Origin of the sequence: Paenibacillus sp. y28, assembly GCF_037137075.1 — a bacterium.
Classification (GTDB): Bacteria; Bacillota; Bacilli; order Paenibacillales; family NBRC-103111; genus JBBBNV01.
In genome coordinates this window covers 21,491-47,895 of the sequence record NZ_JBBBNV010000018.1, presented here as the reverse complement: position 1 = coordinate 47,895, position 26,405 = coordinate 21,491, and the positions used below count along the sequence as shown (strand labels likewise).

The following is a 26,405-nucleotide window of genomic DNA, read 5'->3' as shown; positions in this document are numbered from 1 at the left end:
AAGCGCCGCGCGCTGGGAGCTGCGCGCGGTGCGGATTCTCCCCCTCCGCTACGACAAATAAAGCTCATCCCCTGCCAGCAGCAGGGGATGAGCTTTATTTGCGCATGAGCCTGGAGCAGGCTAAACGCGGACAAGTCCGTAAAACACCTCATAAGTAACTCGAATTCCTTGATCTCCGCCGGAAAAATTGTCCCGGTACGCCTGCTCCATCGCTGTAAGCAGCTTCCTGCTAAGCGGCGGCGAGCCAGCCGCGGCCGGATGATTTGCAGGCTCACCGGCATCCCCCTCCGGCCCCCCGGGCAGGGCAAGCGCATTGCCTGCTCCGGCCCTCTGCACATGCCGCAGAAAGGTGCGGACTGTAGGATAAAACAGGGAGTGCAGCTCCTCCCTCCACTGCAAGCGGCCGGACCAGGAGCCGCTCATAACGGCCCGCTTCCAATCCGCTGCGGACAAATACGCCTGGCCGTGCGGCCTGTACGGCAGGCCCAGCTCCTTCTCCGCAGCGGCAAAAGCATAATGAAGCTCATGAAATGTAGCCGGACCAAACGTTGCAAAGGCCAGGACGCCCGATGGCGCCAGGCGCTTCAGACAGGCCTGCATTGTGGCGAAAGGGTCATTCAGCCACTGGAAGGTTGCACTGGAAGCAATCAGATCGTAGGAAGCGTCCAGCGCTGCGGATACGGAGTCTACTGCTGCTCCCCCCGCTTCACGCTGAGTACCCTCCCGCTCGATGCCAATCTGCCCGTCCGGGCGCTCGTGGTCCCCCTCCTGCTTGCTCCCGGTGCAGCCAGCCCCATGACCCCGCTCCCCTTCCTGCTGCATATCAGTCTTGTCCGGGCGCCCCCGGAGACCCTCCCGCCCCGCGCCGGTCCGACCGTCCGGACAGTCCTCGTGCAACTGACCGTGAGCATGCGCCCCTGATCGGCGCAATGGATGCCCGGTACAGAGGAGCCGCTCCGCATCTCCCGTGACAAACCGGACTCTGTCGGCATGGGGGCCAGCCCTGCGCCGCGTCTCCTCCAGCATCCGTTCCGACAAGTCCAGCACGGTGATACGCGCGTGGGGAAAAGCCTCCAGCAGCTCCGCCGTAAGCCGGCCTGTGCCGCAGCCGATTTCCAGAATGGACATCGGCACAGCGAAGTTGGCCTGATGGCGAACAACCGATTCCGGTGCGCCGCTCCCCCGTCCTTCGTTCGGATACTGCTCCTTCAGCAGCGTCATCAGCCGCCTCACCATCTGCTTCTGCACCACAGTGTAATGGTCATATTCATGGGCATGGCGGTCAAAATGCTTCCGTATCAGCGTCTTATCCATCTTCATTCAAGAAAACTCCTTATTCCTGCATAAAAGCGTTCCGGACTCGTCAAGAAGGGGGCATGTCCCGCATCCGGAAGCAGAAGGGCCTCAGCCGCCGTCTCCGCAGGAATAGCTCCCTGCGGACAAATACTATCGCTCCCGCCGTGAATCCAGTGCACCTGAATCCGGGCGGATAAGGGCCAAATCGGGGTAAGGTCGGTTGCCTCCAAATAGCCCAGTCCATCCAGGAGCAGCTCCGGGTTCATATCGGAGCACCATAACTGAAGCAGGGCCGAAACCACCGGCTGCTGCAGCTCCGCTGCCGTAAACATGGAGCGAGCGAACTGCTCCAGCGTCTCCTGCGGGGAGACCGCCAGCTGCTCGCGCATGCGCGCCAGTACACGGGGCGGCCAGCCACGGCTGCGATCACGGTCTGCGAAGCGCAGCGTACTGTCGACAAGAATCAGCCGGTGTGGACTGCCAGCATGTATCGACTCGCGATCCGCCGTGCGCTGCGCACCGTCCAACGCTACGGGCCGGGCAGCCGGGAATGACTCCGCCGATTCCGTCAGCCGCTCCGCCCTGCACCGGTCCTGATGCAGGGCATCCAATGCCAGCAGGCCGCCCAGCGACCAGCCGACAACCACCCACGGCTGTCCCGGGGCGGCCTGATCTTCGATGGAAGCTTCCCCCTGTCCCCGATTCAGCACCTCAAGAAGCCGGTGTCTGGCCTCGGCTATCGTCCGGCAGCCCTTATAGCTAAAAAACACGTGGCAGTGCTGCGGCAGCTCCCGCTCTACGTCCTGCCGCCATAACTCTGGCGAAGCCCCCCAGCCATGCACCCATAGCATATTCAGCATCGTTCCAGCTCCCTGCTGACCTGAATAATCGTCTCCGCCGCCCGGTCCAAATCCTGCTGCCGCTGAGTCGCCATCAGCGTAAAGCGGATACGCGCCGTGCCCTCCGGAACGGTCGGGGGCCGGATCGCTACTGCGGCCAGCCCGGCCTCCCGCAGCCGGGCACTAAGCTTGACGGCAGCGGAATTATCCCCGGCCAGGACCGGGATAATATGGCTGCTGCTGCCGCAGGTATCCAGCCCGGCCTCCTGCAGCCGGGACCGAAAGCGCGCCGACTTGTCCAGCAGCGCCTGCCGCCGCCAGCCTTCCCGGCGGGCCATACGCCATTGCCGGCTGATACATAGCACCATCAGCGGCGGCAGCGCCGTCGTATAAATAAGCGGACGGGCTTTATTAACCAAATACTCTATCAGCAGCCGATCCCCGGCAGCATAGGCCCCATAGCAGCCGTACGCCTTGCCGAACGTGCCCATTTGAACATCGACGGCAGCGGTCAGGCCCAGCGCATGTACAAGCCCCTGCCCCTCGGCTCCGTAAATCCCTCCGCTATGGGCTTCATCCACCATCAGCATCGCCCCGTAGCGCTGCTTCAACCAGACCAGCTCGGCAAGCGGTGCTATCGTGCCGTCCATACTGAATACAGCATCGGTTACAATGAGCAGCCGCCGGCTTGTTTGCTCCAGCCTCGTTTTGCGGAGCATCGCCTCCAGCTGGTCCAAATCCCGGTGCCGGTAGCGCCTGTGATCGGCGCGGCTGAGCACAATACCGTCGGTAATGCTGGCATGGTTCAGCCGATCACTGAACACCGTGTCCCCGCGCCCTGCAAGGGCCTGAATAATACCGACATTCGCCTGATAGCCGCTGCCGAACAGCAGGCTGCCTTCCGTGCCTTTGAATGCCGCCAATTCCGCTTCAAAGCCGGCAAGCACCGGGTTGCCGCCAGTGATAAGCCTTGAAGCGGTCGAGCCGGTGCCCGTACTGCCGCCCCATGCCGCAGCTTGAACCTGCAGCTCCTCCAGCGCTTCCGCGTCCAAATTGTGCGCTAGCCCCAAATAATGGTTACTCGATAAGTTCAGAAGTCTTCGACCATCCTGTACCAGCCACCCGTCATTTTGTATCAGGGTGGAACGGAGACTGCGAAGCTGTGCCTCCTCCCTAAGCTGCGCCAGCTCCTCTTGCATCCAGTCATGCGTGCTGCCTTGATGCGTGTCTGGCCCGGAGGCTTCCCTGGTCTCCCGCTCCTGTCCGGGCAAGCCCTGAGCTGCTGGAGCGGCCTTGTCCACGGCCCCAGCTCCGATCCGGCAGCTGCCCCCGGAGGCGGACAAGGCTTCCGCCCTGCCCGCAGGCTGTATCAAAGAAGGCTCCTCCCGCAGCTCCCCCCGGAGTGCTTCGGGATGGCCCGTGTTCAAGCGCTGCCTGTCCCCGCTGTCAGCCACTCTTATTTGCCCCTTCCCTGCTCCGCCGGAGGTCTATAACGCGCATCGCTCGATTTCAAAGCCCAGATCCTCGATCATTTGATGATCCGCCGTTGCCGCCTGGCCCTCCGTCGTCAAATAATCTCCGACAAAAATGGAGTTGGCCGCATACAGCCCCAGCGCCTGCAGGGAACGCAGGTTGACCTCGCGACCGCCCGAGACCCGGATTTCCTTGGTCGGACACAGGAAACGAAATAAAGCCAGCACCTTCAGGCATTTGCGGGGGTTCAGCTCGCGGTTGTCAGCCAGCGGGGTGCCGGGGATCGGATTGAGAAAATTGACCGGAATAGAATCCGCGCCCAGTTCCCTCAGCGCATAGCCGATATCTACAATCTCCCGGTTCGTCTCGCCCATCCCGACGATACAGCCTGAGCACGGGGACATGCCGGATGCCTGCGCCTGCTCAACAGTATGCACCCGATCCTCATACGTGTGGGTAGTGGTAATAGCAGCGAAATTGCTTTTACTCGTGTTTAGATTATGGTTGTACCGATCAACCCCGGCCTCCTTCAGCCGTCCAGCCTGTTCGCGGGACAGGATACCCAGACAGGCGCAAATCTTCATCGGCATCGTCGCTTTAATTTCCTTCACGGCTTCAATGACCTGATCCAGCTCCTTGGCGGACGGCCCCCGGCCGCTGGCAACGATACAGTAAGTACCCGCCTGCATGTCCATCGCCTTGCGCGCTCCGTCGACAAGCACGTTCTTGTCGAGCAGCGGATATTTGGATACGGGTGCGGTAGAAATGATCGACTGTGAACAGTAGCCGCAGTCCTCGGGACACAGACCGCTTTTAGCGTTAATAATGAGGTTCAGCTTCACCTTTTTGCCGTAGTAGTGCCTGCGTACCCGGAACGCCGCCTGCAGCAAGGCCAGCAACTCATCATCCTCCGCTTCCAGCACCGACAGTCCTTCCTCAGGCGTCAGCAGCTCGCCCTGCAGCGCTTTCTCCGCATATCCATCCCATTTCGTACGAAATTCAATCATCCATACCCTTCCTTTCTTGAATCAATAACCTTCCAGCAGGCGACCCGGCTTTCTGTGCAATCCGGCCTATCCTTGCCCGTCCGTCTGCGCACAAGCTCACAGCCTATCCAGCAAGCGATCCAGCCTGATACACTTGGCGACCTCGAAGGCCCACTGTTCCCGCCACGCTCGCAGCGCGTCGTCCTCCGAACGGAGAAAATCGGACGATGAAACCGAATCCCGGCCGGATTGCGAAGGAAGCCTTCCGCCAGCGGCCGACTCATACGCTGCAGGTGCAGACGGCTCAGGCAGCCACGGCAGCACGCCAAGCACCGGAATCCCCGGGCAAAAGCGTTCTATCATCCGCACGTTCTCCTGTACGGCCAGCGGATCGTGCTCACCGTCGCGGAAGCCGTTCAGAATAATCCCGGCCACGGACAAGCCCCGCTTGCGGGCATACTCCACAGACAGCACCGTATGATTGACCGTCCCGAGCGCAGGCCGGGCCACGATAACAAGCGCCAGGCCAAGCTGCTGCGCCAAATCGGCAATGAGCCGCTCCCCGGTCAGCGGAACAGCCAAGCCTCCCGCGCCCTCCACTAGCAGACAAGAGCTGATGGCCAGACGGCGCTGTCCCTCACGGACAAGCGCATCGTAATCAATTCGGATGCCGGCCCGCTCTGCGGCCATCCAGGGGGCCAATGGCTCGGGCAGCGACAGTGTGGCGATATCGGCAGCAGATTGGTGCCGCAAGCCGCTTAGCCGCAGCAGCCGGGCACTGTCCGTCTCTCCGGCTGCATAAGCCAAGGCATCCGCCTGGGCTTGCCGCCTGTCGACTCCTCCAGCCGCAGCCTCCAATGCACCGGCCTGAACTTGCAGCCGCTGCCTTCCTTGCGTCCCGGCTGAAGATCCGCTCCGGCGAACCTCATCGGCACGCCTGGACAGAGCAGATGTCACCTGACCGGCCACATTCGCAGGCCCAGGCAGGGCGAACGCCCCCTGCACGGTCCGCTGCAAGGTCCCGGTTTGCACGGGCTTCCACAAGCGCACCGCGCCCGGCTCCCCGGCGAAACGTCCCCGCTGCAGGGCTGCGGCGATTCCGGCCGTAACGACCGTTTTGCCCACGTCTGTATCGGTTCCGGTAATGAATAGTCCCCGGCCAGCCAAGGAACCCTCCATCGCAATCCACCTGCTTTCCTATTGGCGTGTACTTCGTGCCATTTACATTTGAAATAATGATATCGGATGAACTACAATTCATTTCCACTCTTAATTGTAAACATAATTTATTAAATTTTTGGTTTACAATAAAGGTATTGTCATTGTACCCGGAACCTTGCCGCGATGCAATATCCAAAAGACGAAGGAGCTCGCCCACATCGTTCAACTTTAGCTGAAATCCGAACTGAACCAAGAAAAAAATAAAAAAGGAAATAACCCGTTACATGTGCGAGGCAATCACCGCACCGCCGCAATCCATGAAGATCACAATGGAAATGCAAAAAGATGACTCCCGTACACTACACAGTACAGGAATCATCTTTGTTAGCGTCAAGCTGTGACCTCCTTCAAGTGGTCGACCGACCGCCGTCATGCAGTGAAACACCGCGCGCTGGGAGCTGCGCGCGTGCGGAGAAGGGCTTCGGCGTGAAATACTAAGGCTATTGTTATTGTCAGCAGCTTTGTCGCGGGAGCATTGCTTGATGCTTCTTGGGGCTATCGCTCTCCGTATCGGTCGATACAATAAAATCGAAGGCACCCCCTTGGGTGCCTTCTCAGGCTGCCAAGAAAGGCAGCCTTGCATGGTTTAGTTAACGGTCTTGGAAGGCCAGCATTCTCAACAGAACCGCTACCGCTTCTGCTCTTGTGAGGTGGTCGTCAGGAGCGAACGCGTCCGCCTCTTTTCCTTTAAGAACGCCTAGCTCTTTCATGGCCGCCACTGCGCCCTTGGCCCAGCCCGGAATTTGGCTATCGTCCGAGAAGCCCGTCGCGACGCTCGCTTGGGTCGACTGACCCAAAGCTCTGGCGATCATCACCGCCATCTCCGTACGCGTGATTTGCCCGTCCGGGTGGAGCATGTTGTCTTCAAAGCCGTTTATAATGCCCGCTTCTACCGCCTGCTCGAGCGCCTTCCGCGCCCATGCGCCGATTTCCCCGTTATCGCTGAACGTCAGCTGCACGCCGTCTCCTTCCGGCTTGAGCGCATTCATCAACATGACCGCAAATTCCTCGCGCGTCACCACAGCATCCGGTTTAAAGGTGCCGTCTGGAAACCCGTTCACGATGCCGGCAATTGCCGCTTGATCAATGCTGGACTCCGCCCAATGCCCAGCGATGTCCGTGAGACGGACAGTCTGTTGTGTACCTTCGGCAGTTGTCCCGTTTTCGTCTACGGCAAATACTGCATATGGGGTAAAATGGTTCACATTGACGCTGATCGTATCGTCCTTCACGACAGCGCCAGCGACCTCCACCCAAGCCTGAGTGGACGCGTCATAGTAAAATACCCCCGGGCGTTGGCCATCCTGCACAGCGTCCGGATTGAAAGTAAGAATCAGGCTGATATCCTTGCTGAGATTCTCAGGCAAGTTTTTCGAGATTTCGAATACCGCGCTGAGGAGCCTATCCTTGCTCGTTAGCAAATCTTGCGTATCTGCCCATTTTTGAATCGTCATTTCCAATTCCTTCGTCGATGCTCCGGCAGGAATCTGGACCGTAATCTCGCCGTCCAAGCTGACATCTCCGGCTTTACCCACAGGCAGCGTCAATTTCCCATTTGTCGCCGAGGTTGTATCCGATTGCGTAGATGAAGATTTGCCCGATCTGTCCGATTTGCGCGTGGACTGCGTCGTCCACTTGGCGTACAGCGTCGTGTTCACCGTGAGCGGCGTGCTGAAATCAAACGCGCTAGTTAAACCGGTATCGCTGTACCATCCGCTAAAGGTGTATCCGGTTTTGGTCGGATCGGTTGGCCTGGTGACCAGACCGTTCAGACTCAGCGACTGGCTGCTCACCGTGGAGCCGCCGTTGCTGTCAAAGCTCACCGTCACATTCACGGTGACCTTCGCTGCAATGCTCGTGGCTGTAGCTGTCGTTTCCCCGCTGACGCTGTTGTTCGTGTTCGTCACGACAGCGTAGTAATAGGTTGTGCCTGCATTTGTCGTCGGTGCCGCATACGCTGCGCTCGTCGCGCCGTCAATCAGCGTGCCGCCGCCGTTGCTGTTCGCCGCGCTGCTGTACCACTGGTAGCTCAGCTCACCTCCGTCGCTTACTGTCGCGACCACGGATAGCGTCGGGCTGGTATCGCCAACATTCACCGTTTGATCCGCTGGCTGCACGCTAATGCCCGGCGCTTCGGCATTCACCAGCTCGTTTACAATCACCTTCGCTGCACTACTCGTGGCTGTAGCTGTCTTTACCCCGCTGACGCTGTTGTTCGTGTTCGTCACGACAGCGTAGTAATAGGTTGTGCCTGCGCTTGTCGTCGGTGCCGCATACGTCGCGCTCGTCACGTTGTCAAGCAGCGTGCCGCCGCTGTTGCTGTTCGCGGCGCTGCTGTACCACTGGTAGCTCAGCTCCCCTCCGTCGCTTACTGTCGCGACCACGGATAGCACCGGGCCTGTAGCGCCAATGTTCGCCGTTTGATTCGCTGGCTGCACGTTAATGCTCGGCGCTTCAGCATTCACCAGAGCATTCACGCTCACCTTCGCTGCTCTGCTCGTGATTGTGGCTGTCTTTACCCCACTGACGCTGTTGTTCGTATTCGTTACGACAACGTAGTAATAGGCTGTGCCTGCGCTTGTCGTCGGTGCCGCATACGTCGCGCTCGTCACGTTGTCAAGCAGCGTGCCGCCGCTGTTGCTGTTCGCGGCGCTGCTGTACCACTGGTAGCTCAGCTCCCCTCCGTCGCTTACTGTCGCGACCACGGATAGCACCGGGCCTGTAGCGCCAATGTTCGCCGTTTGATTCGCTGGCTGCACGTTAATGCTCGGCGCTTCAGCATTCACCAGAGCATTCACGCTCACCTTCGCTGCTCTGCTCGTGATTGTGGCTGTCTTTACCCCACTGACGCTGTTGTTCGTATTCGTTACGACAACGTAGTAATAGGCTGTGCCTGCGCTTGTCGTCGGCACCGCATACGTCGCGCTCGTCGCCTCATCAAGCAGCGTGCCGCCGCTGTTGCTGTCCGCCGTGCTGCTGTACCACTGGTAGCTACGCTCGCCTCCGTCGCTTACTGTCGCGACCACGGATAGCGCCGGGCTGGTATCGCCAACATTCACCGTTTGATCCGCCGGCTCCGTACCGATGCTCGGCGCTTCGGCATTCACCAGAGCATTCACGGTGACCTTCGCTGCACTACTCGTGGTTGCGGCTGTCTTTACCCCGCTGACGCTGTTGTTCGTATTCGTTACGACAACGTAGTAATAGGTTGTGCCTGCGCTTGCCGTCGGTGCCGCATACGTTGCGCTCGTCGCGTCGTCAATCAGCGTGCCGCCGCTGTTGCTGTCCGCCGTGCTGCTGTACCACTGGTAGCTACGCTCACCTCCGTCGCTTACTGTCGCGACCACGGATAGCGCCGGGCTGGTATCGCCAACATTCACCGTTTGATCCGCCGGCTCCGTACCGATGCTCGGCGCTTCGGCATTCACCAGAGCATTCACGGTGACCTTCGCTGCACTACTCGTGGTTGCGGCTGTCTTTACCCCGCTGACGCTGTTGTTCGTATTCGTTACGACAACGTAGTAATAGGTTGTGCCTGCGCTTGCCGTCGGTGCCGCATACGTTGCGCTCGTCGCGTCGTCAATCAGCGTGCCGCCGCTGTTGCTGTCCGCCGTGCTGCTGTACCACTGGTAGCTACGCTCACCTCCGTCGCTTACTGTCGCGACCACGGATAGCGCCGGGCTGGTATCGCCGACATTCACCGTTTGATCCGCTGGCTCCGTACTAATGCTCGGCGCTTCGGCATTTGTTAATGCCTCCGCTTGCAGAATCTTCCCCTGCCCCGCCGTCAAGAAGTAATAGCCTTGACCATAGCCTATCCCCCAAAACGTGTCCCAAAGACCGGTATTTGCACTCGTCCAATTTATGCCATCGGTAGAGGACGCCAGCTTGCCGGACTGTCCTGACACAATAAATAGGCCGTTGCCAAAAAATGCCCGATAATACATACCTGCCGTCGGAAAAAACGGATTATCAGATGGAATTCTTTGACGCTCCGTCCAGGTTGTGCCGTCCGTCGAAGTCAGAATAAGCTCTTCATACCCCGCAACAACGAATATTCCCTTGCCGTACGTGGCTCCATAAAGCTGATTGGTCGTGCCGGAGGTACTGCTGGACCAGTTCATTCCGTCCGTCGAAGTGACAATCGCGCCATAACTTCCCACCGCCACATACCTTCCATTGCCGTACGTGATACGATTAAGTGCATAGGAGGTGTTCGAATTGCGGCTTGTCCAGGTCTCGCCATCCGGAGACGTCAGAATGTATCCCCCATCCCCAACAACTACGTACAAATTATCCCCGAACACGGCATCTCTAAGCACACTCGCCGTACCGGAAGTCCGTGCCGTCCACGTGGTGCCGTCTGGAGAAGTGAACAAATTGCCTGACCAACCGACCCCGATAAACAAGCCGCCACCGTAGCTGACGCTCGCCAAAAAAGAAAAACCCGGGGGAGAGGCCACGGTGCTCCACGTTTCGCCGTCGGTAGAGGTGACGATTCTGTCTCCTCCTGCCACGAACACGCCATTACCGTAAGCGACTCCATATATGATGTCCGAAGATCCACTTGCTCTCTGCGTCCAGTTGTCCAGCGCAGTGGAGGCATAAGCCGATTCATGCGCAGGCACGAGACCCGCCATCAATAGCACGGCCAACAACAAAGATAAATAACGTTTCATTACAATTTCTCCCTTTCTCCATTCAACGGTTTCAAGCTCCCTTTAAATAATAGCAACGGTTCACTTCACAAAGACTCAACAAATTCTCAACAAAAGTCGAGTACCTTCGACAAAAAAAAGAGCGCACATCCAAATCCCTTGTCGATAAAGGAATCGGATGTGCGTTTGCTGCTTTCGAACGACGATTTGAAACCTACTGGATTTGCAGCAATTGTTTTGCAGCTCTCCCGATCTCTACTCCAAACTCGGTGCGAAGCATGCCATGCAGCCAATCATAATGCTTTTTCGCTGAGACGCGATCGTCAGCAAGCACATAGACGCGAATCAGCATCGTATGCAGGCTTTCGTTAAAAGGATCACATGCAAGCGCCCGTTTCAAGACATCAGCGGCGGCCAGGAATGCCCGCTCCTGTACGTAATGCTCATGGATCTGAAGCAGTAGGCCTACATATTCGCTTTCCAGACGAACCCGCGCCTGTTCAGCCCATGAAAAGGCGACGTCTTCCATGTAGCCCGTCCGATAGACACTCGCCAGCGCTTGTTCATAGGCTCTGACTTCCTCGGTCGCGATCGGAATCCCGCTGGAGACCAGCCGACGAAACGAATCATAATCATTGTCCAGCCGGTTCATGTCCAGCCTATAGTAGCCTTTGGCGTATTGGACGATTCCCTTGATCCCGGCCGTTTCCAGATGCTTCCGAAGATAGTATGCCGTCGTGTTTAACTGCGCGACGGCCCGTTTTGCATCGTAATCGCTCCATAAAGCATCTATGATTCGATACTTGTCGATCGGTTCTCCCCGGTGGTGGATCAGGTAAGCCATAAGCTCCTTGGTTTTGGAGGTGCGCCACTGGATTTCATCCGTATCTGCTTGTCCCGTAAGGACATGGAATCGGCCAAAGCAGCGTATCTGGACACTCGTCGTTTTCGGCAACGGCTCTTTCGTAAATTCCAGAACCTGAAGCAAGCGATTGGCATAATCCTGTAAAACAGAGGGGGCACGCCCGGAACCGCGGTCCGGGTACGTTCCCAGATAGGCGGACAACATCTCCGCCATGACCTGGCCTTCATCCGCGAAGCTGCGCAGGAATCCTTCCGGCTGGGCCAAGCGCAAAGCGGTTTCCAGCCTACGGAGCGCTTCCTGCGTTTGGCTGGCGCGATACAACGTCACGCTTTGCAGGATCACCATTTTGATGCGATCCCGAAGACGATCCTCCTTCCAGAACAACCTTTGCAAGCATTCCGATAACGATAGTGCTTCCTCAGTACGCCCACATGCGGCAAGTACCCTTGCCAATGCCATATACTCTGTCACGCCATTCAGCGATACTTCATCCTCCGATGCTATCTCACACCGTGCCAACCATTGCAGCGCATAGGACATGGAACCTTGCCGTACAGCCAAGCAAGCCTGCTCCGCTTCAATCTTCCGCAAAAACCGTTCATAATCCGGCGATTCGATCCGCAATTTCAGCTCCTCCAGCAGCTCCAGCGCCCGGACCGGATTGCCCAACGCTTGCTGAATTCGCGAAGCGCTGACGTACAGCTGCAGCAGGCTCCGCGGATTGTATTTCTTGCCACTCGGCTTCAACACCCGATCGATAAGAGCTTCGGCTTCCTCCAAACAGTTCCATTCGTACAGCACCATGCTGTAAGAAGCATGAAAAATCACGGCAGACGGATGAGCTGTATGATGTCCCCAATGCTGAATCCACCTGATCATAAATGCGGCGGCCGCATGATAATCGTTAATATAGGACATATGGTCATCGAATTCATCGTAACCGTAATATTTGTTGTCCCCCATGGATTCAAAGAGACGGCCTTCCGGGGCAACGCGCTCCGACAGCTCGAAATATTTCGAGATGCGATCCAAATCCTTTTGAAAATAACTCGCACTCGCACACAAAAAGTACAGGTTGCCCATCATCTGCTTCCATTCCGCGTCGTCCATGCTCCCGCGCATGGCTTCATAGCGGGCTTCAGCCTGCTCTATTTTTTGAATGGCGGCTTCCCATTGCCGAATGCCAATGAGCAGAGAGAAATAGAACATTTCGACCATCGGCCGCTTCGAGAGGAAGCTTTCCGGCACCTGCAAAACCCATTGACTTACTTTTTCAACCTTTTTATGCAAGAAATCCCGAAGATTCTTTTCGATTACTCGCACGACGTCATCGTACTGACGCCCTTTCAAGTAGTGCTCGGCAGCCTCCTCCTCGAAGCCCTGAGACTCCTGCCACCGCGCTGCATGAACATGGGCTTGCACCCATAGCTCCGGAGCCGATCTGGCAAACTGCTCCTGCAAAAAATCGGACAGCAAATGATGATACCGGTACCACTGCCTTTGAGCGTCCAGCGGAATCGTAAACAAATTCAACTGCTCCAGCTTTTCCAAGTACGTCTGACAATACGAATACCCCGTAACGGCTTGACAGAGGGAATCATTCATGCGGCTTAAAATAGAGGTTCGGAGCAAAAAAGCTTTCATTTCTTCCGGTAAATCACGGAATACCTCCTCAAGCAAATAATCGGCAATATGATGCTGATGGCCGTTGAACTGCCTTATGGATTCCGCAATGTTGCCGCTGTCCTTCAGCGTGAGTGCTGCAAGCTGCAATCCGCTAATCCAGCCCTCCGTCTGCTCGAACAGCTCCGCGATTTGCTCCCTGGATAGCGGCAAATCCGTCGTATCGCGGAAGAAGATGACCCCTTCTTCCGGATGAAACCGCAAATCCTGTGCCGTAATTCGCCGCATTTCACCTTTGGCCATCAGCCTGGCGGTAGGAATGGCTAGCTCGTTACGGCTCGCGATATAGAGATGGATGTGAGCAGGCAGATGCTCCAACAAGTAGGCCAACGACTTCTGAATATCGGGATGCTCGATAAGGTGATAGTCGTCTAGAACGATCGCCAGTTCGCCGGCTTGCTCATTCAGGGCATTCAGCATGGCCGAGATTGCAGGCTCCAAGGACACGGAATTCGCCAAGGGCCCTTGTTCCAGAAGCGGCCGAACCGTTTGGGCGAAACCGGGAAGCTCCTCCTGAATCGAAGCGGCTACACAGCTCCAAAACGGAAACCATGCATCGTCCTGCTTATCCAGCGATACCCATGCCACCTGGGCGTCGCTTTGTCTCGCCCATTCGCTTAATGCTGTCGTCTTCCCGTACCCAGCCGAGGCAGTAATCAGCGTCAGCTTGGCTCCCAGCCCCTCGTTGAGTTTGCGTATCAACCTTGGCCGGGGCACTAGAGGGTTACGTACATGGGGAATGTATAGCTTCGTTTGAACAATCAACAGGCAACCCTCCACGATTCATTCTATGTCCACTCGACCGTTTCGAAGACAGCCTTCATTTCCGTGCTGTATCACCCGCTTACACCGGCAGTCGATTTCGATTCATTACTATTTCGACAATATTAGCCATAATCCTACACGCTTGGTGCTGATGCTGCTGTTAAATTCGCAAGCCAACCATTTCGCCCTTCTTGTTACAGCCCGCCTGGCCGCGGCTTTCTGCCCGGCGCACGGAGAATTTAACCAAGCCGTCCCTAAAACAAAAGCAACCGCAACCCGGGAGCAAATCTGTCCGGGAGCGGCTGTTTTTTCCACAAGGGGTAATGATTGACCTCCAGCACGCAGCACTGCGCCGCTCGCTTAGAGCTGCGCATGTGCGATGGATAGGAAGGCGTAGCCGTCAGCTGCTGGGCCGCCCCCCGTCCGGCTGAACCGCTGCGGGAGCAGCATGACGGGGGGCGGTCAAATATGCGCCGAGCCGTATCGACGGCTTTTCAACGAGATGATAGCCAAGAACGGCCGCCAGCACAGACAACAGCAGGGTAAGCAGCAGCAGCGCCGCACCATTCCAGTGCCCCATCCGATTGACCAGAGCTAAGATAATAATCAGATGATACAAATACAAGCTGTACGACAGCTGGCCCGCGAATTGAAGCGGCCGGCAGCGGAGCACGGAGGTGAGAGTCGGACTGGAGAAAATAAACAGCATGAACAGAATGCCGCAGCACGCCACAGCCAAATCCCCGATCCGGGAGCCAAAAATGCCATACGCCGCTGCATATTCGGCACCGTACAAATACATCCCGAACGCCAGTACCAGCAGCACATGCTTCATCCGGCTGCGTTCAAGCAGCTGCAGCAGCACCGGCTTGTATTTGGCTGTCAGCGCCCCCAGGATGAAGATGCCTGCATAATGGAGGGTGTCGAAGTGGTTGGTGAAATAGTCCACCGAGGAATGGTATCGAAGCAGCACCATCCCTGTGAATGAGAGCAGCAGAGTAGCCGGAAGACTGACCTTCCAGCCGAAGCGATTCATTACATACACCAGAACCGGAAACACCAGGGAAATCCGCATTTCATGAACAAGAGACCAGATGACCGGGTCAAAATAGTTCTGATTAAACTCCCCGACCAGCAGCACATGCTGGAGAATGACCTTGCCGTCCACAGGATTGTTCCACAGTCCCGGAACCGCGCCGGCATTAAACAGCGTCCTCGCTGCGAACCCGACGGCCACCGCGACCAGATACGGAATGTATATCCGGCATACACGCTTGAGGACATAAACGCTGTAGCCCGGCTTCTTCTCCCGGTTAAACGGCAGAGACAGCACAAAGCCGCTAAGAAGAAAAAAAAGGATGACGGACTGGTGGCCGGAGATGAGCAGGCGCAGCGGGGTTGCCGCGATAACATTCTTGATGCCCTCTGGAAGACCCAGCAATTGATAGCAATGAAAGAGCAGAACAATGATGGCTGCAATGCCCCGAATCGAATCCAGCTCGTAATATCTGGCTCCTGTAGTTGGGGTCGACATGCTTTACACCTCATTTTAGATACATTTTGTATCAATGGTATCATAAAAAGAACAGGAATAGAAGACTCTTCCTGCTCGAATGAATTGCCGATAACACTCGCACTACGCGCAGCTCCCAGCGTGCGGTGTGGCGTCGCATGAGGTTGGTCAACCACATGCCCCCTGCTTACTACTGGCACGATATGGCTTCTATCGAAGCCAGCACTGATTAAGGCAGGACGGTCAGCCGCTCCGTTATCATTTGATGTGTGCGTCCGGTCGTTACATGAACCAGCACCTCATACGTCCCCGGCACGGTAAATCTATGGGCTGCCGCATAGACGCCCGTCTGCCGCTCCGCAGCCGGTATTGTTTCGTGCTTCCCGCCTTCCGGCCACAGCTCCAGCTCTACCTTGGCGTTTGCAACCCCGCCGCTTCCTTCCTGCACAGACGCGCTTAGCTCTACCGGCTGCCCGCTTCGAATGGTTTGCGGCTCTGTCTGAAGCCCGATCGTCAGTACCTGAAGGGACATCTCCGGAGCCCCGCTTCGCTGGTTTACGGCTGCGCTCGGTGCCAGGAAGGCACCGAACCCGATAATCATCGCGGCCAGCAGAAGCTCCAGCCGGATACTTAGAAACAAGCCGTGCACCACCTGACGGTCAGCCGTACCGCCCCCGGCCTGCAGCCGGAGCAAGCGCGGCATAAGGCTGTAGCGGTGAAACGCACCCAGACCGGCTGCCGCCCCGACCAGCAGCACCTTCCAGAGCAGGAGCTGCCCGTATGTAGACGCTAACAGCTCCCCGTCCGATGCGCGAATACGGACGACCGACAGCAGCAGGCCGCTCAATCCAGCAAGCAGCAGCACAGGCAGGGCCACAGCTGCAAAGCGGCTTAACAGCCGCTGCATCGTCAGCAGTGCAGCCGTACTCTGCACCAATGAATACGACAGCATCGAGATGCCGGTCAGGCCGCCGATCCAGACGGCGGCCGCTCCCAGATGCAGTGTATGGGCCAGCGCTGGCACAAGAGCAGCGCTGGCGCTGGCTGCTGAGGCCGCAGGACCGCTCCAGGCAAAGGTCAACAGCAGGCCGCCGAGCAGCAGCATCCGCGCTGCGGTGAGTATCCGGCCTGCAGCGGCTGCTGCTCCGGCCTGCTGCGCCGCCGGCTCAGGAGCATAGGCAAGCACCAGCAGAAGCGCCGTTATGAACGGCCGGAGCCAGGCAACCGCGCCAGCAAGCGTTCCGCTCAGCAGCTTGAGGGTGTAGTGGCCCGGTCCGGGACTCCCGGCTGAGCCGGCGCTTAATTGACTGCCCAGCAGCCACAGGCTCCCCGCGCCGGTCGCGGCAAACACAAGGATGCCACTCAGCAGCAGACCGCGCTCAGCCTGCCTGGTACTCCAGGAGGGAATCGCCTCCGCTTCCCCGCCCCACATCACATGACGGAACGTAAGCAAGCCCCCTAGTACGATCACCATGACCAGAGCGACCAGGCGAAGCAGCGACTCCGCGCTTGTGCCAGGGGCAGGATCTTCGTGCTGATGTTCCGTTCCTGTTGTTCCTGTTGTTCCTGTTGTTCCTGCAGTTCCTGATATTCCAGACCCTTCAATACCCATGCCGCCCGAAGGGTCTGGATCGCCCACTCCCCCATGATGCTTATGATTCGGTACACTGCTGCCGCTTTGCCCTGCCGCCAGGGGCGTTCCCGCTCCGGCTGCGGGCTCTGTCAGCGCCATCGCCTCCGCCACTCGGACGCCAATATCCCCATCCATCCTTCCGGCCTGTGCCGGGCTGAACGCCTGGACCGGCGGCGCCAGCAGACCGCTGCCGATGCAGACAGCCGCCAGCAGGAAAAAGGCCTGCCGCATGAAGCGTCGTTTATTCAAAGCCCCACATCCTTATCCGCGCCTTCCGGCTGTACTTGTCTATCGTTTACTTATTCGGGGTGTAAATATAGACTGCTGCATTCATATCGCCAACCGGGGCCAAATATTCCACCCTTCCGCCACTGCCCTCCACCGCAGCTCGCAGCCCGACCAGTCCTTTTTCCTTAAACCCGCTATTGACAGCCTCCCGAATAAATGCGCTGTCCACAAGCAGCGTACCGTCCGCAGACCGCTGAAGCCCGCTTGCCCCTACGTCTTTACCGTCCACGCAGGTCACAGGCAGCGCCTCCGGATGCTTGGCCGGGAGCCATTGAATCCCACGCTGCACAGTAAACGTCATCGCCGCATCATAACGGGTTGCCTCATAGCGTCCGTCTTCCTTTTCCCCGGTTTCATATTGGGCATAGAGCAAATAATAATCCGCAGGCCCGGTCATAAATCGGACCACGCCCTGTCCGTCCGTGGTCAGCAGCTGCTCATCCGAGGTGCTGCGCCGGATCAGCTTCACACCGGTATCGGCCAGCGGCTTGTCCTTGACCAGCAGCTGCACCTCGACCGCTTCATTCGGCGTCACTGCGGCCGGATTAAAGAAGGGGATTAGCTCCGCCCGGTCCGCGCTGACGGGACGATTGAATCCGTTCAGGCTCTTCACCCGCTGCCAGGTAGGAATATCCCCTACCGCCGTGAACGACTTGGCGCTGCGAAGCGTACGGACAGCCTGTCCGCCACGCTCCGTGATGCGCTCCTCCTCTGCGCTGATCACATATGCCCCTACCGCAGAGGCATTAAAAGAAGCGATGTATCCGCCGGCGGCAGACGAGCCCCCGAGACTGCCGGAGGAAAACAGCGTATCTGAAATATCCGTTGCTGCCCCTGTCGGATGAAGCACCATCACCTTGCTGCTCCGGGGTTCCCACTCGCCTCCCATTCGATAGCCGGCTGAGGAATCATCGCCAAGCTGCAAATCGACATACGTCACTTCACCAGGAGCCGTAATGGGCGCATTGGTTTGCGACCAGCCAATTTCCGCACGTGCGGGTACAGTCAAGCCGGCTGCCAGGAGACCGATAACGGTCAAACTTACGAGCTTTTTCATCCCATCCGCCTTCCTTTCGCGTCTTGCTTGGTTCTCTGCTGTCCTTGCTGTTATCGCAGCCGCTCCACACCCTCCGCAGCCTTCGCTCCACGCCAACTCCCAATCCAGAAGCCGCTGTTATACCCAGCCCTGCTCATACGCATAACGTGTCAATTGAACACGGTTTTCCAAATGGAGCTTCTGCATAATGTTCTTCAGATGGTTCTTGACCGTATTCTCCGAAATACTCAGCTGCTCCGCCAGCTCCCTGTTGGATTTGCCGCGAGCCACCCACTCCAGAATCTCCTGCTCCCGCGCTGTAAGCGGGCTGGGGCGTGATGGACTCCGCTGCTCGCCATGCTTGAATTCGGTCAAGATGCGGTGTGCCAGCTCGCGCGACATCGGCGCTTCATCCATTGCAATGGCCCGCAGGTATTCATGCCATGCCGACGGGTCCAGGTTTTTCAACAAATAGCCCTGCGCCCCCCGCTTGAGCGCCTCGAACAAATGCATAATGTCATCCGATACGGTGAGCATAACAATCTTGACATACGGATACCGCTCTTTGACACGCCGGGTCGTCTCCAAGCCATCCATCTGAGGCATATTAATATCCATCAAAATCATGTCCGGCATCCACTCCGCCGTCAGCTCAAGTGCCTGTTCGCCGCTTGACGCTTCGCCAATCACCTCAAACATCGCATCACGGCGCAACAGCTGCCGCACGCCTTGTCTGGCATGAGCATGATCATCCACAATTAGCACCCGAATCGGCCGTTCCACTGTCTCGCTCATCTTGGCACCTCCGCATTCTGCCCGGAATCGTCTTGTCCCCATTGTACCATAGGACCGGACCACAGCGAATGGCCCGAATCAGCCATGCAAAAATCGGGTAGCCCTAGCTGTGCCCGTGGTTGGCTGCTGTCACGTATGGCCTCTCTGACTGCGAGTTGAAAATCAATGGACCGTGAGCCGTGCATGGTGTCTCCGGGCCGGAACGTCCCGGCAATCGGAACAACCCGCGTGATACTCTTTCTATTCACACAAAAAAACGTCCGGCCTCCGGGCTTCCCCGTGGCCGGCCGCCTCGTCTGACAACCGTGTTCTAACATAACTTTACAAGTCCGAATACCTCGTATTGCTTGCACTTCAAGGCTTCCTTCATGTGACAGCCTGTTATCGTAATCTCGCCCGTTTCCCGTACATACGCCTCATATGCTTCATCGCTTGCGCTGCCGGGCCTGCGGAAATGAATTTGTACGTGCGTGGTGCCGTCCTCCTGCTGCCTGGACGTGCCAAAGCGTTCATAACTCATCCATTCCCAGCCTTCCCGCTGCCAAATTTCCCGATCCACACGCTGCTCATGCGGCTGCAGCCCGCCCCAGCCGCGGTATTGCCGGTACAGCGCAGCAGCGTCTCCCCGCTGGTTCACAAGCTCATCCAGCGAGTCCAGCTGCAGCGGCCCCCAATAGCGGCCGCTCGGAAAATCAACCAGCGTCGGCGCCAGCCGATGCCCGCCGATATGATTGACCCGCCACACGCGCAGACGCCCTTCGCTGCCGGCTTCGTGCGAAGACCGCAAGGCTTGGTACACCGGGTAGCCAAGCTTGCCGCAGCAGATGTCGTAGGTGCCGTGCGTACAAACGAACAGGTCGCGGATGCCGTCGCTGCTGCAGGCGTAAGCGGCGAAAGGCGCCAGCGACGGCGAAGCTCCCGCAGCCGCCCCGGCTGTACCGGCTTCGCCGTTCTGCTCGCCGCTGCAGCCGGATGCAGCTCCGCCCGCCGGAGCAGCAGCTTCACGGCCGCTTGCGGCTTCTGCGGCTACCGCTTGCGGCTGCAGCCCGAACGCCGCAGCAATCAGCGCGCCCAGCTTCTCCTCCGGCATCACGAACTCTTCCCGGAGATATTCGGCAAACGGCGCCGCAGGCCTAGTGTACAACTGGATCCGCCGCAGGCCCGGCGGACTAGACTGCTCCTTCTCCGGCGCAAAGCCCAGCAGCCGAAACGTAATACCGCGTTCCTTGGCCTGCTGGAGCGCGTCCTTCAGCACAGCCGGGAAGTAACGCGATGCCGTTAAATCGTTTTCCCACGGCAGCGGCACTTCGATCAATACATACCTTTCATGAGCCACTGCCGTTCCACAAGGGTCTTCCTGCGCCGCAAGAGAAACCACGGAGCACAGCTCATCCGGCAATAGGGGTTCCTTCATCAAAGCGGCCTCCTTCATCTTTTTCCAATTCTCCATACATGATAATAATTCTCAAAAAAACTGTCAATTTTTAAATCCGGAATGATACCGCTGCGCGATGGGCCAGTACCTGACAAAGCGCTCAGCCGTCAACGACTGCTCGGCCCCTTGCGGAGCAACCATGCCCTCGACCATCCCCCTTCGTTAGCCGGTTTTTTTGACAATAACAACGCTTGACCAGCCCTCCCGCCGCTCCAGCTGCAGGCTCCAGCCCATCTCGGCGGCCCGCTCCCGCATAATACGCAGCCCATAACGATCCGGGCGCAGTTCCTGCGGATCATACACGGTCCCTGCCGCTTCAGCCCGATTGCCCGGCGGGAATCCAATGCCGTCATCCTCGACCCTGCACTGCCATCCGCCGCCGGAAGCAGCCTCCCCGCTCAGACGAACGTGCCGGGCCTTGGCATGCTTGCGCACATTGACCAGCGCTTCTCTCAGGCAGGCGTACAGCTCTACCTTTTCTTTCGATGACAGCTTATCCTCCGGTAGCTCCCACCGGCACTCCGCCTCGAGTCCCGTCTCGGCGGCAAGATCCTCCACCAGCTGCCGCACCGACTCCGTCCAAGGCAGCCCCTCCGGAACAACCGGCAAACGAAGGCTGGCAATCGCATGGCGCACATAATCATTCACCTCTGTCACGGTCTTGCGCAGCTGCCGCACTTCTCCGGCATCCACATGACCGGCGGCGGCGTCATGCTCCAGCCCATCGGCCTGAACGGATAACAGAAACAACGACTGGGCAATACCGTCGTGCAGCTCCCTGGCCATCCGTTCCCGTTCCATCAGCGCGGCTTTATCGGAGCGCTCCCCGTGCAGCTCCTCCTGAATTTGCTCCAAAATAATGAACAAGGCCCGCAAAAATGTCATCGTAACGACAAACACAATGACAGGCGCCAGCAAATTCCCTGCCTCCATAGACAGCACCGGCAGCAAAAACTGATGCCGCACATATTCCCATAAACCGATTGTCAACGTCGGAATAATTAAAATCAGCCATTTAATTTGCCTGTACGTCACGTTCATGTCTCCTTCGCTGTCCGAATCGCTGACACGGAAGCCCTGATTGCATTTGCATAAAAATATTGTACTGCTTCCGTACCCGGAAAGGAAACAAAAGGACGCACTCCGTTTCTTGAGCACCGAACAAGGCTCCCGGCGTGTTTGGCATCATATAACGGTGGTCAGACTCTCCCATCCTCCGGCCACACTGACGGCTATCGGTACGGCGATTGCGTACACCCTGTTAGAGTGTGCTTGCCGATTGCAGAAATAACAGCTCCGCCGATTTGCTCATCCTTACCAACGGCAGCACGTTGACCGTCGGCACCCAGCCGAGCGACCATGGCAGCAGGAGCAGCAGGTGCCCGACATCAAATGCACATTTGAGGCTTCAAGACATAGTAAACAGAGCCCGCGGCAAAATAAACAAACAAACCGCCCCCGAAGCTCGTCTCGGGCTGAACCGCAGACAGAGGACCCTTTTTTCCAAAAGAGTCCGTCTATGGCAAGCGGTCCACCGATCCTTGGATTCGGGGGCGGTATCATTGAGTGTCGAAGCAGGATGTCTGCTTATTCATTCGGGCAGCCGGCCAGATGGCCGGAGCGATTGATTTTGGTTTGCAAATACCGTTCATTATATTGGGAAACATCCCCCCACAGAGCAATACGCCCGCTCACGTTCATTCCCGCCTGCTGCAGCGCGTCCAGCTTTTTCGGATTATTCGTAATCAGCTTCACCGGATTGGTGCGGAGCGATTGAAGCACCCGAATGGCATCTCCGTAGTTTCGGGCGTCATCCTGGAACCCCAGATTCAGGTTCGCTTCCACCGTATCGTAGCCCTCTTCCTGAAGCAAATAAGCCATCGCTTTGCTGAACAAGCCGATCCCGCGGCCTTCATGGTTCGCCAAATAAAACAGCGCGCCGGAGCCGTGTGAAGCGATCATTTTCATCGATTGGTGGAGCTGGTAGCCGCAATCGCAGCGTTTGCTGCCAAAAATATCGCCTGTGTGGCAGATGCTGTGCATCCGAATCCAGGCTTCGGGACTATCTGCGAAATCCCCGTAGACGAGTACGCTGGATTGCTGCATCTCGGCCAAATTAATGCTTGACAGCTTATCGATCATGCGCTCCAGGCTATCCGTCACTTCCTTGCACCGCAGCCAGCAATACCAGTTAAAGACGATGGTTTCACCGTCCAGCGCGACCGGCAGCTGAATCGGGCCCACCAAATAAAGCGCGCCTTCTTCGGTCTCGATCATCTTTATTTTATCCTGTAAAATAGTTACAATGTTATTCTGCACTAGAGCCATTCTGCTTCCCCCAATTCCGGTACAATGATCGCCATTGATGATTAATGTGCGCAGCAGCCGCAGCACCCATGCAGCGGAAGCGATCCTCCCATTATTTCGTCATAAGCTGACAGCAGGCAGGCCCAATGAACCGGTCAAGCTGCTATCAGCGCGATAAGAGCATTCTATACCGGCCGGAGCCAGGAAAACCTCTACTATCTGACCTAACTAATGGTTGGTGCACGGACTTTAGCTAGCCCTTCCAATACTTACTTTACATAAGTAAATATAATTTCATAATTAAATTACGTCAAGTAATTTTATCTGCACTATGCTATAATACAGTTAATTGGTACGGCTCGCTGCCTGCAGTAACGAATCTGAGGTGAACGTGAATGAACCCCCCATCCCTGTGTCCCAAATTGGAAAAAGCCATGACCCTTCTCAGCAAGCGCTGGGCCGGGCTCATCATCTATCAGCTGCTTCCTGGCCCCCAACGCTTCTGCGCGATCGAGTCCGCCCTCCCGATTAGCGGCAGGCTGCTGTCAGAGAGGCTGAAGGACCTGGAGCACGAAGGCATCGTCAAGCGGGAGGTATTCCCCGAAACCCCGGTCCGAATCGAATATTCCTTAACGGAAAAAGGTCTGGCGCTGGCTCCGGTTGTCCGCGAGATTCAAGCCTGGTCCTCCGTATGGATCCACATAAAAGAACAACCCGAGCCCCATGCATAGCATGTTGTCCGGGTTGTTTTTTTGCAGCTTTGCTTCTACCCCATGAAAAAAATAAAGCGGACTCCTTGCGCCCGCTTTACTCGTGTGGCTCGAACGACCGCCGCGCCGTGCCGCCACGCGCCTTAGGTTCTCGCGCGTTGTTTATACTGCATCCGCCCCTGTGATTAACAGCGTCAGCCCCAAATTTGTCCAGCGTCTGCCCTCCCGCTGGCTACCACGTAATCCATGGCTTCGATCCCGGCACATCCGTCCGAAGCATCTCAATGGTCGGAATCGTGTAGGCAAACAGGATAAGCACAATGACCAGGCCAACCCACAGCTTCCATCTCTCGAAGATAGCCGGTGTCGGTTCCGCTTCCTCCGCCACTTCACCCATCGGGAATTCTTCCTCCCCGCGCTCGGCAAAGAACGTCAGCTCCAGCACGATGTAGACAAGAATCAGAATGCCGATAAACAGGATGAATCCGCCGAACGCCATCATTTTCTCATACGTAATCCAGCCCAGCGCTGTCGCATGATCGTCATAAGTCGTGTAGGCCGTACGACGCGGCGCTCCCGATAACCCAATCCAGTGCATCGCCCCCGACATAAGGAACATCCCGAACGTCCATACCCAGGTCTGAATAATGCCCAGCTTGTTCATGACCTTGGTCAAGGTGCGTCCGGTCAGAACAGGCAGCAGCCAGTAGGCGATCCCGAAGAAGGTCAGCGCCACGCTGGTCGCTACCGTCAGATGGAAGTGGCCTGTAACCCACAGCGTATTATGAATCACCTGGTTCATCTGGTTACTGGCGTTAATAATTCCGCCTGCACCGGCCGGAATGAAAATCAGCATCCCCATAAACGGCGCGAAAAACCGGACATCGCCCCAAGGCAGCTTCTTCAGCCAGCCGAACAGGCTGCGGGCGCCTTGCGCCCTGCCGCTAATCTCAAAGGTAGCGAACAAAGAGAACGCGGTCATCAAGGATGGAATCACGACCATAAAGGTCAGAACGACCTGTACGAATTTCCACACCGGCGAGATGCCCGGCTCCGTCAGCTGATGATGGAAGCCGACCGGAATCGAGAACAGCAGGAACAAAATGAACGATAACCGGGCCAGCGCGTCACTGAATATTTTGCCGCCGATGACCTTCGGGATTATGACATACCAGCACATGTACGCCGGCAGCAGCCAGAAATATACGAGCGGATGCCCAAAGTACCAGAACAGCGTCCGCGACAGCATGACGTTGACCGTCGGCACCCAGCCGAGCGACCATGGCAGCAGGAGCAGCAGAACCTCCGCGGCGACGCCGATTGTCGCAATCAGCCACATCGCCATCGTCACGACCGCCATGAACAGGAAGAGCGGCGACAGCTTACCGCCATGCTCTTTTTTCCAATAGCGATACTGCCCGAACAAGCCGAACCCGCTAATCCAGCTGCCGACCACAACCAGAGTGAGTCCGATGTAAAACAGTGGATGAGCCTTCATCGGGGCATAAAAGGTGTACAGCACCGTCGCTTTGTTCAGCAAAATCATAATGACCGTCAAAATCGTTCCGGCCGCCATCAGAATAAATCCGGCCCACCCGGCCTTCCTGACGCCGCGCAGCAGGGAACCCCCCACGACATAGCTGGAGCCGGCATACATGAAGCCGATAATAAAGAAGGTCGTAAATACAAGTGCCATCAGCACCCCGTGCGCTGTGAGCAGCTGGTAATAGCCGATTCCACCCGGCAGCTGCATCCCCGGTCCCCGTACAAAGCCCTGCAGCATGCCCGCCACAGCCCCGAGCACAAGCGCCCCGAACGCGAACAGAATGTGTACCAGACTGAGCTTGGCATCGCCCGGATGGAGCTTTATGTTTTCCGCAAAGGCGCGGATTGGTTTGGTATTCATCGGGTTAATCCCCTTTCCGGTTCTCTACTTCACGACAATCGTCGTTTTCATAAATTCGTGGCCGATCCCGCAGTATTCATTACAGATGACCAAATACGTGCCGGGCTCATTGAACGTATGCGACAGATGGTTCACTTCCCCCGGAACGACCATCAGATTCACATTCGTTCCCGGAATCGCAAAGCCGTGCACCACATCCGGGCTCGTTACAATGAAGTTGACCTTGGCGCCGACGGGAACCTCCATATTTTCCGGCAAATACCCGAACGCCTGCCCAATCATAACCGCCTCATACTCGTTGTCCCCGAGATGCCGCAAGCCCGGCTTGTCGAAGGGTGCCGTTTCTTTGATTCGTTCCGGGTCAATCGCATGCGTATGGCTGCCTGGAGGCGCCATTCCCATCGTAAAAGCCCCTATGCCGAGCACGACCAGGAAGATGACAATCATCGATCCCCCGAAGGCCAGCCAGCCTTTTTCGTATTTATGCATATGCATCGCCATTCACTCCCTTTTCATTCCCTTTTCATTCCCTCTGTCGGTGGTCCTTTCTCCCGCGGCTTCTCTCTGCCGCTTCGCCAGCCTGCCTGCCCATCTGCGTGGCCTTGTCTCTGTTTGGCCTCTGTTGTCAATGACACGCCCCTATGGCTTGTTAACTGCCCCGGCTGACGAACAACACAAAGACCGCAATCCACGAGCAAGCAATAAACAACCCCAGCAGCATGACCGCAGCAAGCGTGCCCTTCAGGGACGGTTCCGGTGGTTTCTTGTCGGACATGATGAATTCCTCCGTTCTTATTGACCTTAGCGGCATCCCGTGTGAAACCGAAGCTTCTTGCTTCACCGCACTTTCAGGTGTGACTTTCAATACTCTTATAGTAGACAGAAAAAGCGGCCCGGACTGTGACCTAAGTCACTCCGAACCGCTCTGCCCCGCCGGGAAGCCGTTATTGTTCATGGATTTGTAATAAACGCGGAAAACCTGCTTCCCCCCCAAAA

The 26,405-nt window shown here is 57.2% G+C and carries 18 protein-coding genes; 1 reads left to right on the top strand and 17 read right to left on the bottom strand.

The genetic code is table 11. The features are described from left to right. Nucleotides 1-120: 120 nt before the first annotated feature. The 14 genes from WBG83_RS14885 to WBG83_RS14820 all read right to left on the bottom strand — a co-directional run bounded on the left by WBG83_RS14885 (nt 121) and on the right by WBG83_RS14820 (nt 22,814). Nucleotides 121-1,320 carry a methyltransferase gene (locus WBG83_RS14885; protein ID WP_336745923.1) on the bottom strand — a complete coding sequence of 400 codons (1,200 nt, stop codon included), beginning with the start codon at nt 1,318-1,320 and terminating at the stop codon, nt 121-123. Beyond that, the gene (locus tag WBG83_RS14880) at nt 1,317-2,156 is read right to left on the bottom strand and encodes an alpha/beta fold hydrolase (RefSeq protein ID WP_336745921.1); all 840 of its coding nucleotides are present in this window, start codon (nt 2,154-2,156) and stop codon (nt 1,317-1,319) included. The genes WBG83_RS14885 and WBG83_RS14880 overlap by 4 nt, the downstream gene beginning before the upstream one ends. Then, on the bottom strand, nt 2,150-3,589 hold the full coding sequence (bioF, locus tag WBG83_RS14875) for an 8-amino-7-oxononanoate synthase (RefSeq protein WP_336745919.1): 1,440 nt from the start codon (nt 3,587-3,589) through the stop codon (nt 2,150-2,152). The genes WBG83_RS14880 and bioF overlap by 7 nt, the downstream gene beginning before the upstream one ends. Before the next feature lie 33 nt (nt 3,590-3,622). Continuing rightward, entirely contained in the window at nt 3,623-4,615 is a 993-nt protein-coding gene (gene bioB / locus WBG83_RS14870; RefSeq protein WP_336745918.1) for a biotin synthase BioB, read from the bottom strand. 96 nt (nt 4,616-4,711) lie between these two features. After that, nucleotides 4,712-5,773, bottom strand: a complete 1,062-nt coding sequence (gene bioD / locus WBG83_RS14865) for a dethiobiotin synthase (protein ID WP_336745917.1) — start codon at nt 5,771-5,773, stop codon at nt 4,712-4,714. Nucleotides 5,774-6,405: 632 nt separating this feature from the next. Further along, a complete protein-coding gene (locus WBG83_RS14860; RefSeq protein ID WP_336745916.1) occupies nt 6,406-10,494 on the bottom strand; it encodes an S-layer homology domain-containing protein in 4,089 nt (1,362 codons plus the stop codon). Between the two features lie 193 nt (nt 10,495-10,687). Continuing rightward, on the bottom strand, nt 10,688-13,786 hold the full coding sequence (locus WBG83_RS14855) for a BTAD domain-containing putative transcriptional regulator (RefSeq protein WP_336745915.1): 3,099 nt from the start codon (nt 13,784-13,786) through the stop codon (nt 10,688-10,690). A 400-nt stretch (nt 13,787-14,186) separates the two neighbouring features. Next, a complete protein-coding gene (locus tag WBG83_RS14850) occupies nt 14,187-15,320 on the bottom strand; it encodes an acyltransferase family protein (protein ID WP_336745913.1) in 1,134 nt (377 codons plus the stop codon). 208 nt (nt 15,321-15,528) lie between these two features. Further along, nucleotides 15,529-17,181, bottom strand: coding sequence for a CopD family protein (locus WBG83_RS14845; RefSeq protein ID WP_336745912.1), 1,653 nt, complete (start codon nt 17,179-17,181; stop codon nt 15,529-15,531). 46 nt (nt 17,182-17,227) lie between these two features. Next, nucleotides 17,228-18,277 carry a DUF4198 domain-containing protein gene (locus WBG83_RS14840; RefSeq protein ID WP_336745911.1) on the bottom strand — a complete coding sequence of 350 codons (1,050 nt, stop codon included), beginning with the start codon at nt 18,275-18,277 and terminating at the stop codon, nt 17,228-17,230. A 117-nt stretch (nt 18,278-18,394) separates the two neighbouring features. Then, complete coding sequence (locus WBG83_RS14835; RefSeq protein WP_336745910.1) at nt 18,395-19,051, bottom strand: response regulator transcription factor; 657 nt, start codon at nt 19,049-19,051, stop codon at nt 18,395-18,397. Nucleotides 19,052-19,361: 310 nt separating this feature from the next. Beyond that, the gene (locus tag WBG83_RS14830) at nt 19,362-20,465 is read right to left on the bottom strand and encodes a sucrase ferredoxin (protein WP_336745909.1); all 1,104 of its coding nucleotides are present in this window, start codon (nt 20,463-20,465) and stop codon (nt 19,362-19,364) included. A gap of 183 nt (nt 20,466-20,648) precedes the next feature. Then, a complete protein-coding gene (locus WBG83_RS14825; protein WP_336745908.1) occupies nt 20,649-21,527 on the bottom strand; it encodes a sensor histidine kinase in 879 nt (292 codons plus the stop codon). Between the two features lie 546 nt (nt 21,528-22,073). Then, complete coding sequence (locus WBG83_RS14820) at nt 22,074-22,814, bottom strand: GTP cyclohydrolase II (protein WP_336745907.1); 741 nt, start codon at nt 22,812-22,814, stop codon at nt 22,074-22,076. Between the two features lie 374 nt (nt 22,815-23,188). Between WBG83_RS14820 and WBG83_RS14815 the strand changes: the two genes are divergently transcribed. Then, the gene (locus WBG83_RS14815; RefSeq protein WP_336745906.1) at nt 23,189-23,524 is read left to right on the top strand and encodes a winged helix-turn-helix transcriptional regulator; all 336 of its coding nucleotides are present in this window, start codon (nt 23,189-23,191) and stop codon (nt 23,522-23,524) included. A gap of 211 nt (nt 23,525-23,735) precedes the next feature. Here the strand turns inward: WBG83_RS14815 and WBG83_RS14810 are convergent, their stop codons facing one another. From WBG83_RS14810 to WBG83_RS14800, 3 genes are all read right to left on the bottom strand, one after another. Continuing rightward, nucleotides 23,736-25,409, bottom strand: a complete 1,674-nt coding sequence (locus WBG83_RS14810) for a b(o/a)3-type cytochrome-c oxidase subunit 1 (RefSeq protein ID WP_336745905.1) — start codon at nt 25,407-25,409, stop codon at nt 23,736-23,738. Between the two features lie 24 nt (nt 25,410-25,433). Beyond that, complete coding sequence (locus WBG83_RS14805) at nt 25,434-25,904, bottom strand: cytochrome c oxidase subunit II (protein WP_336745904.1); 471 nt, start codon at nt 25,902-25,904, stop codon at nt 25,434-25,436. Between the two features lie 154 nt (nt 25,905-26,058). Then, on the bottom strand, nt 26,059-26,184 hold the full coding sequence (locus WBG83_RS14800; RefSeq protein ID WP_336745903.1) for a cytochrome c oxidase subunit 2A: 126 nt from the start codon (nt 26,182-26,184) through the stop codon (nt 26,059-26,061). Between the last annotated feature and the right edge of the window lie 221 nt (nt 26,185-26,405).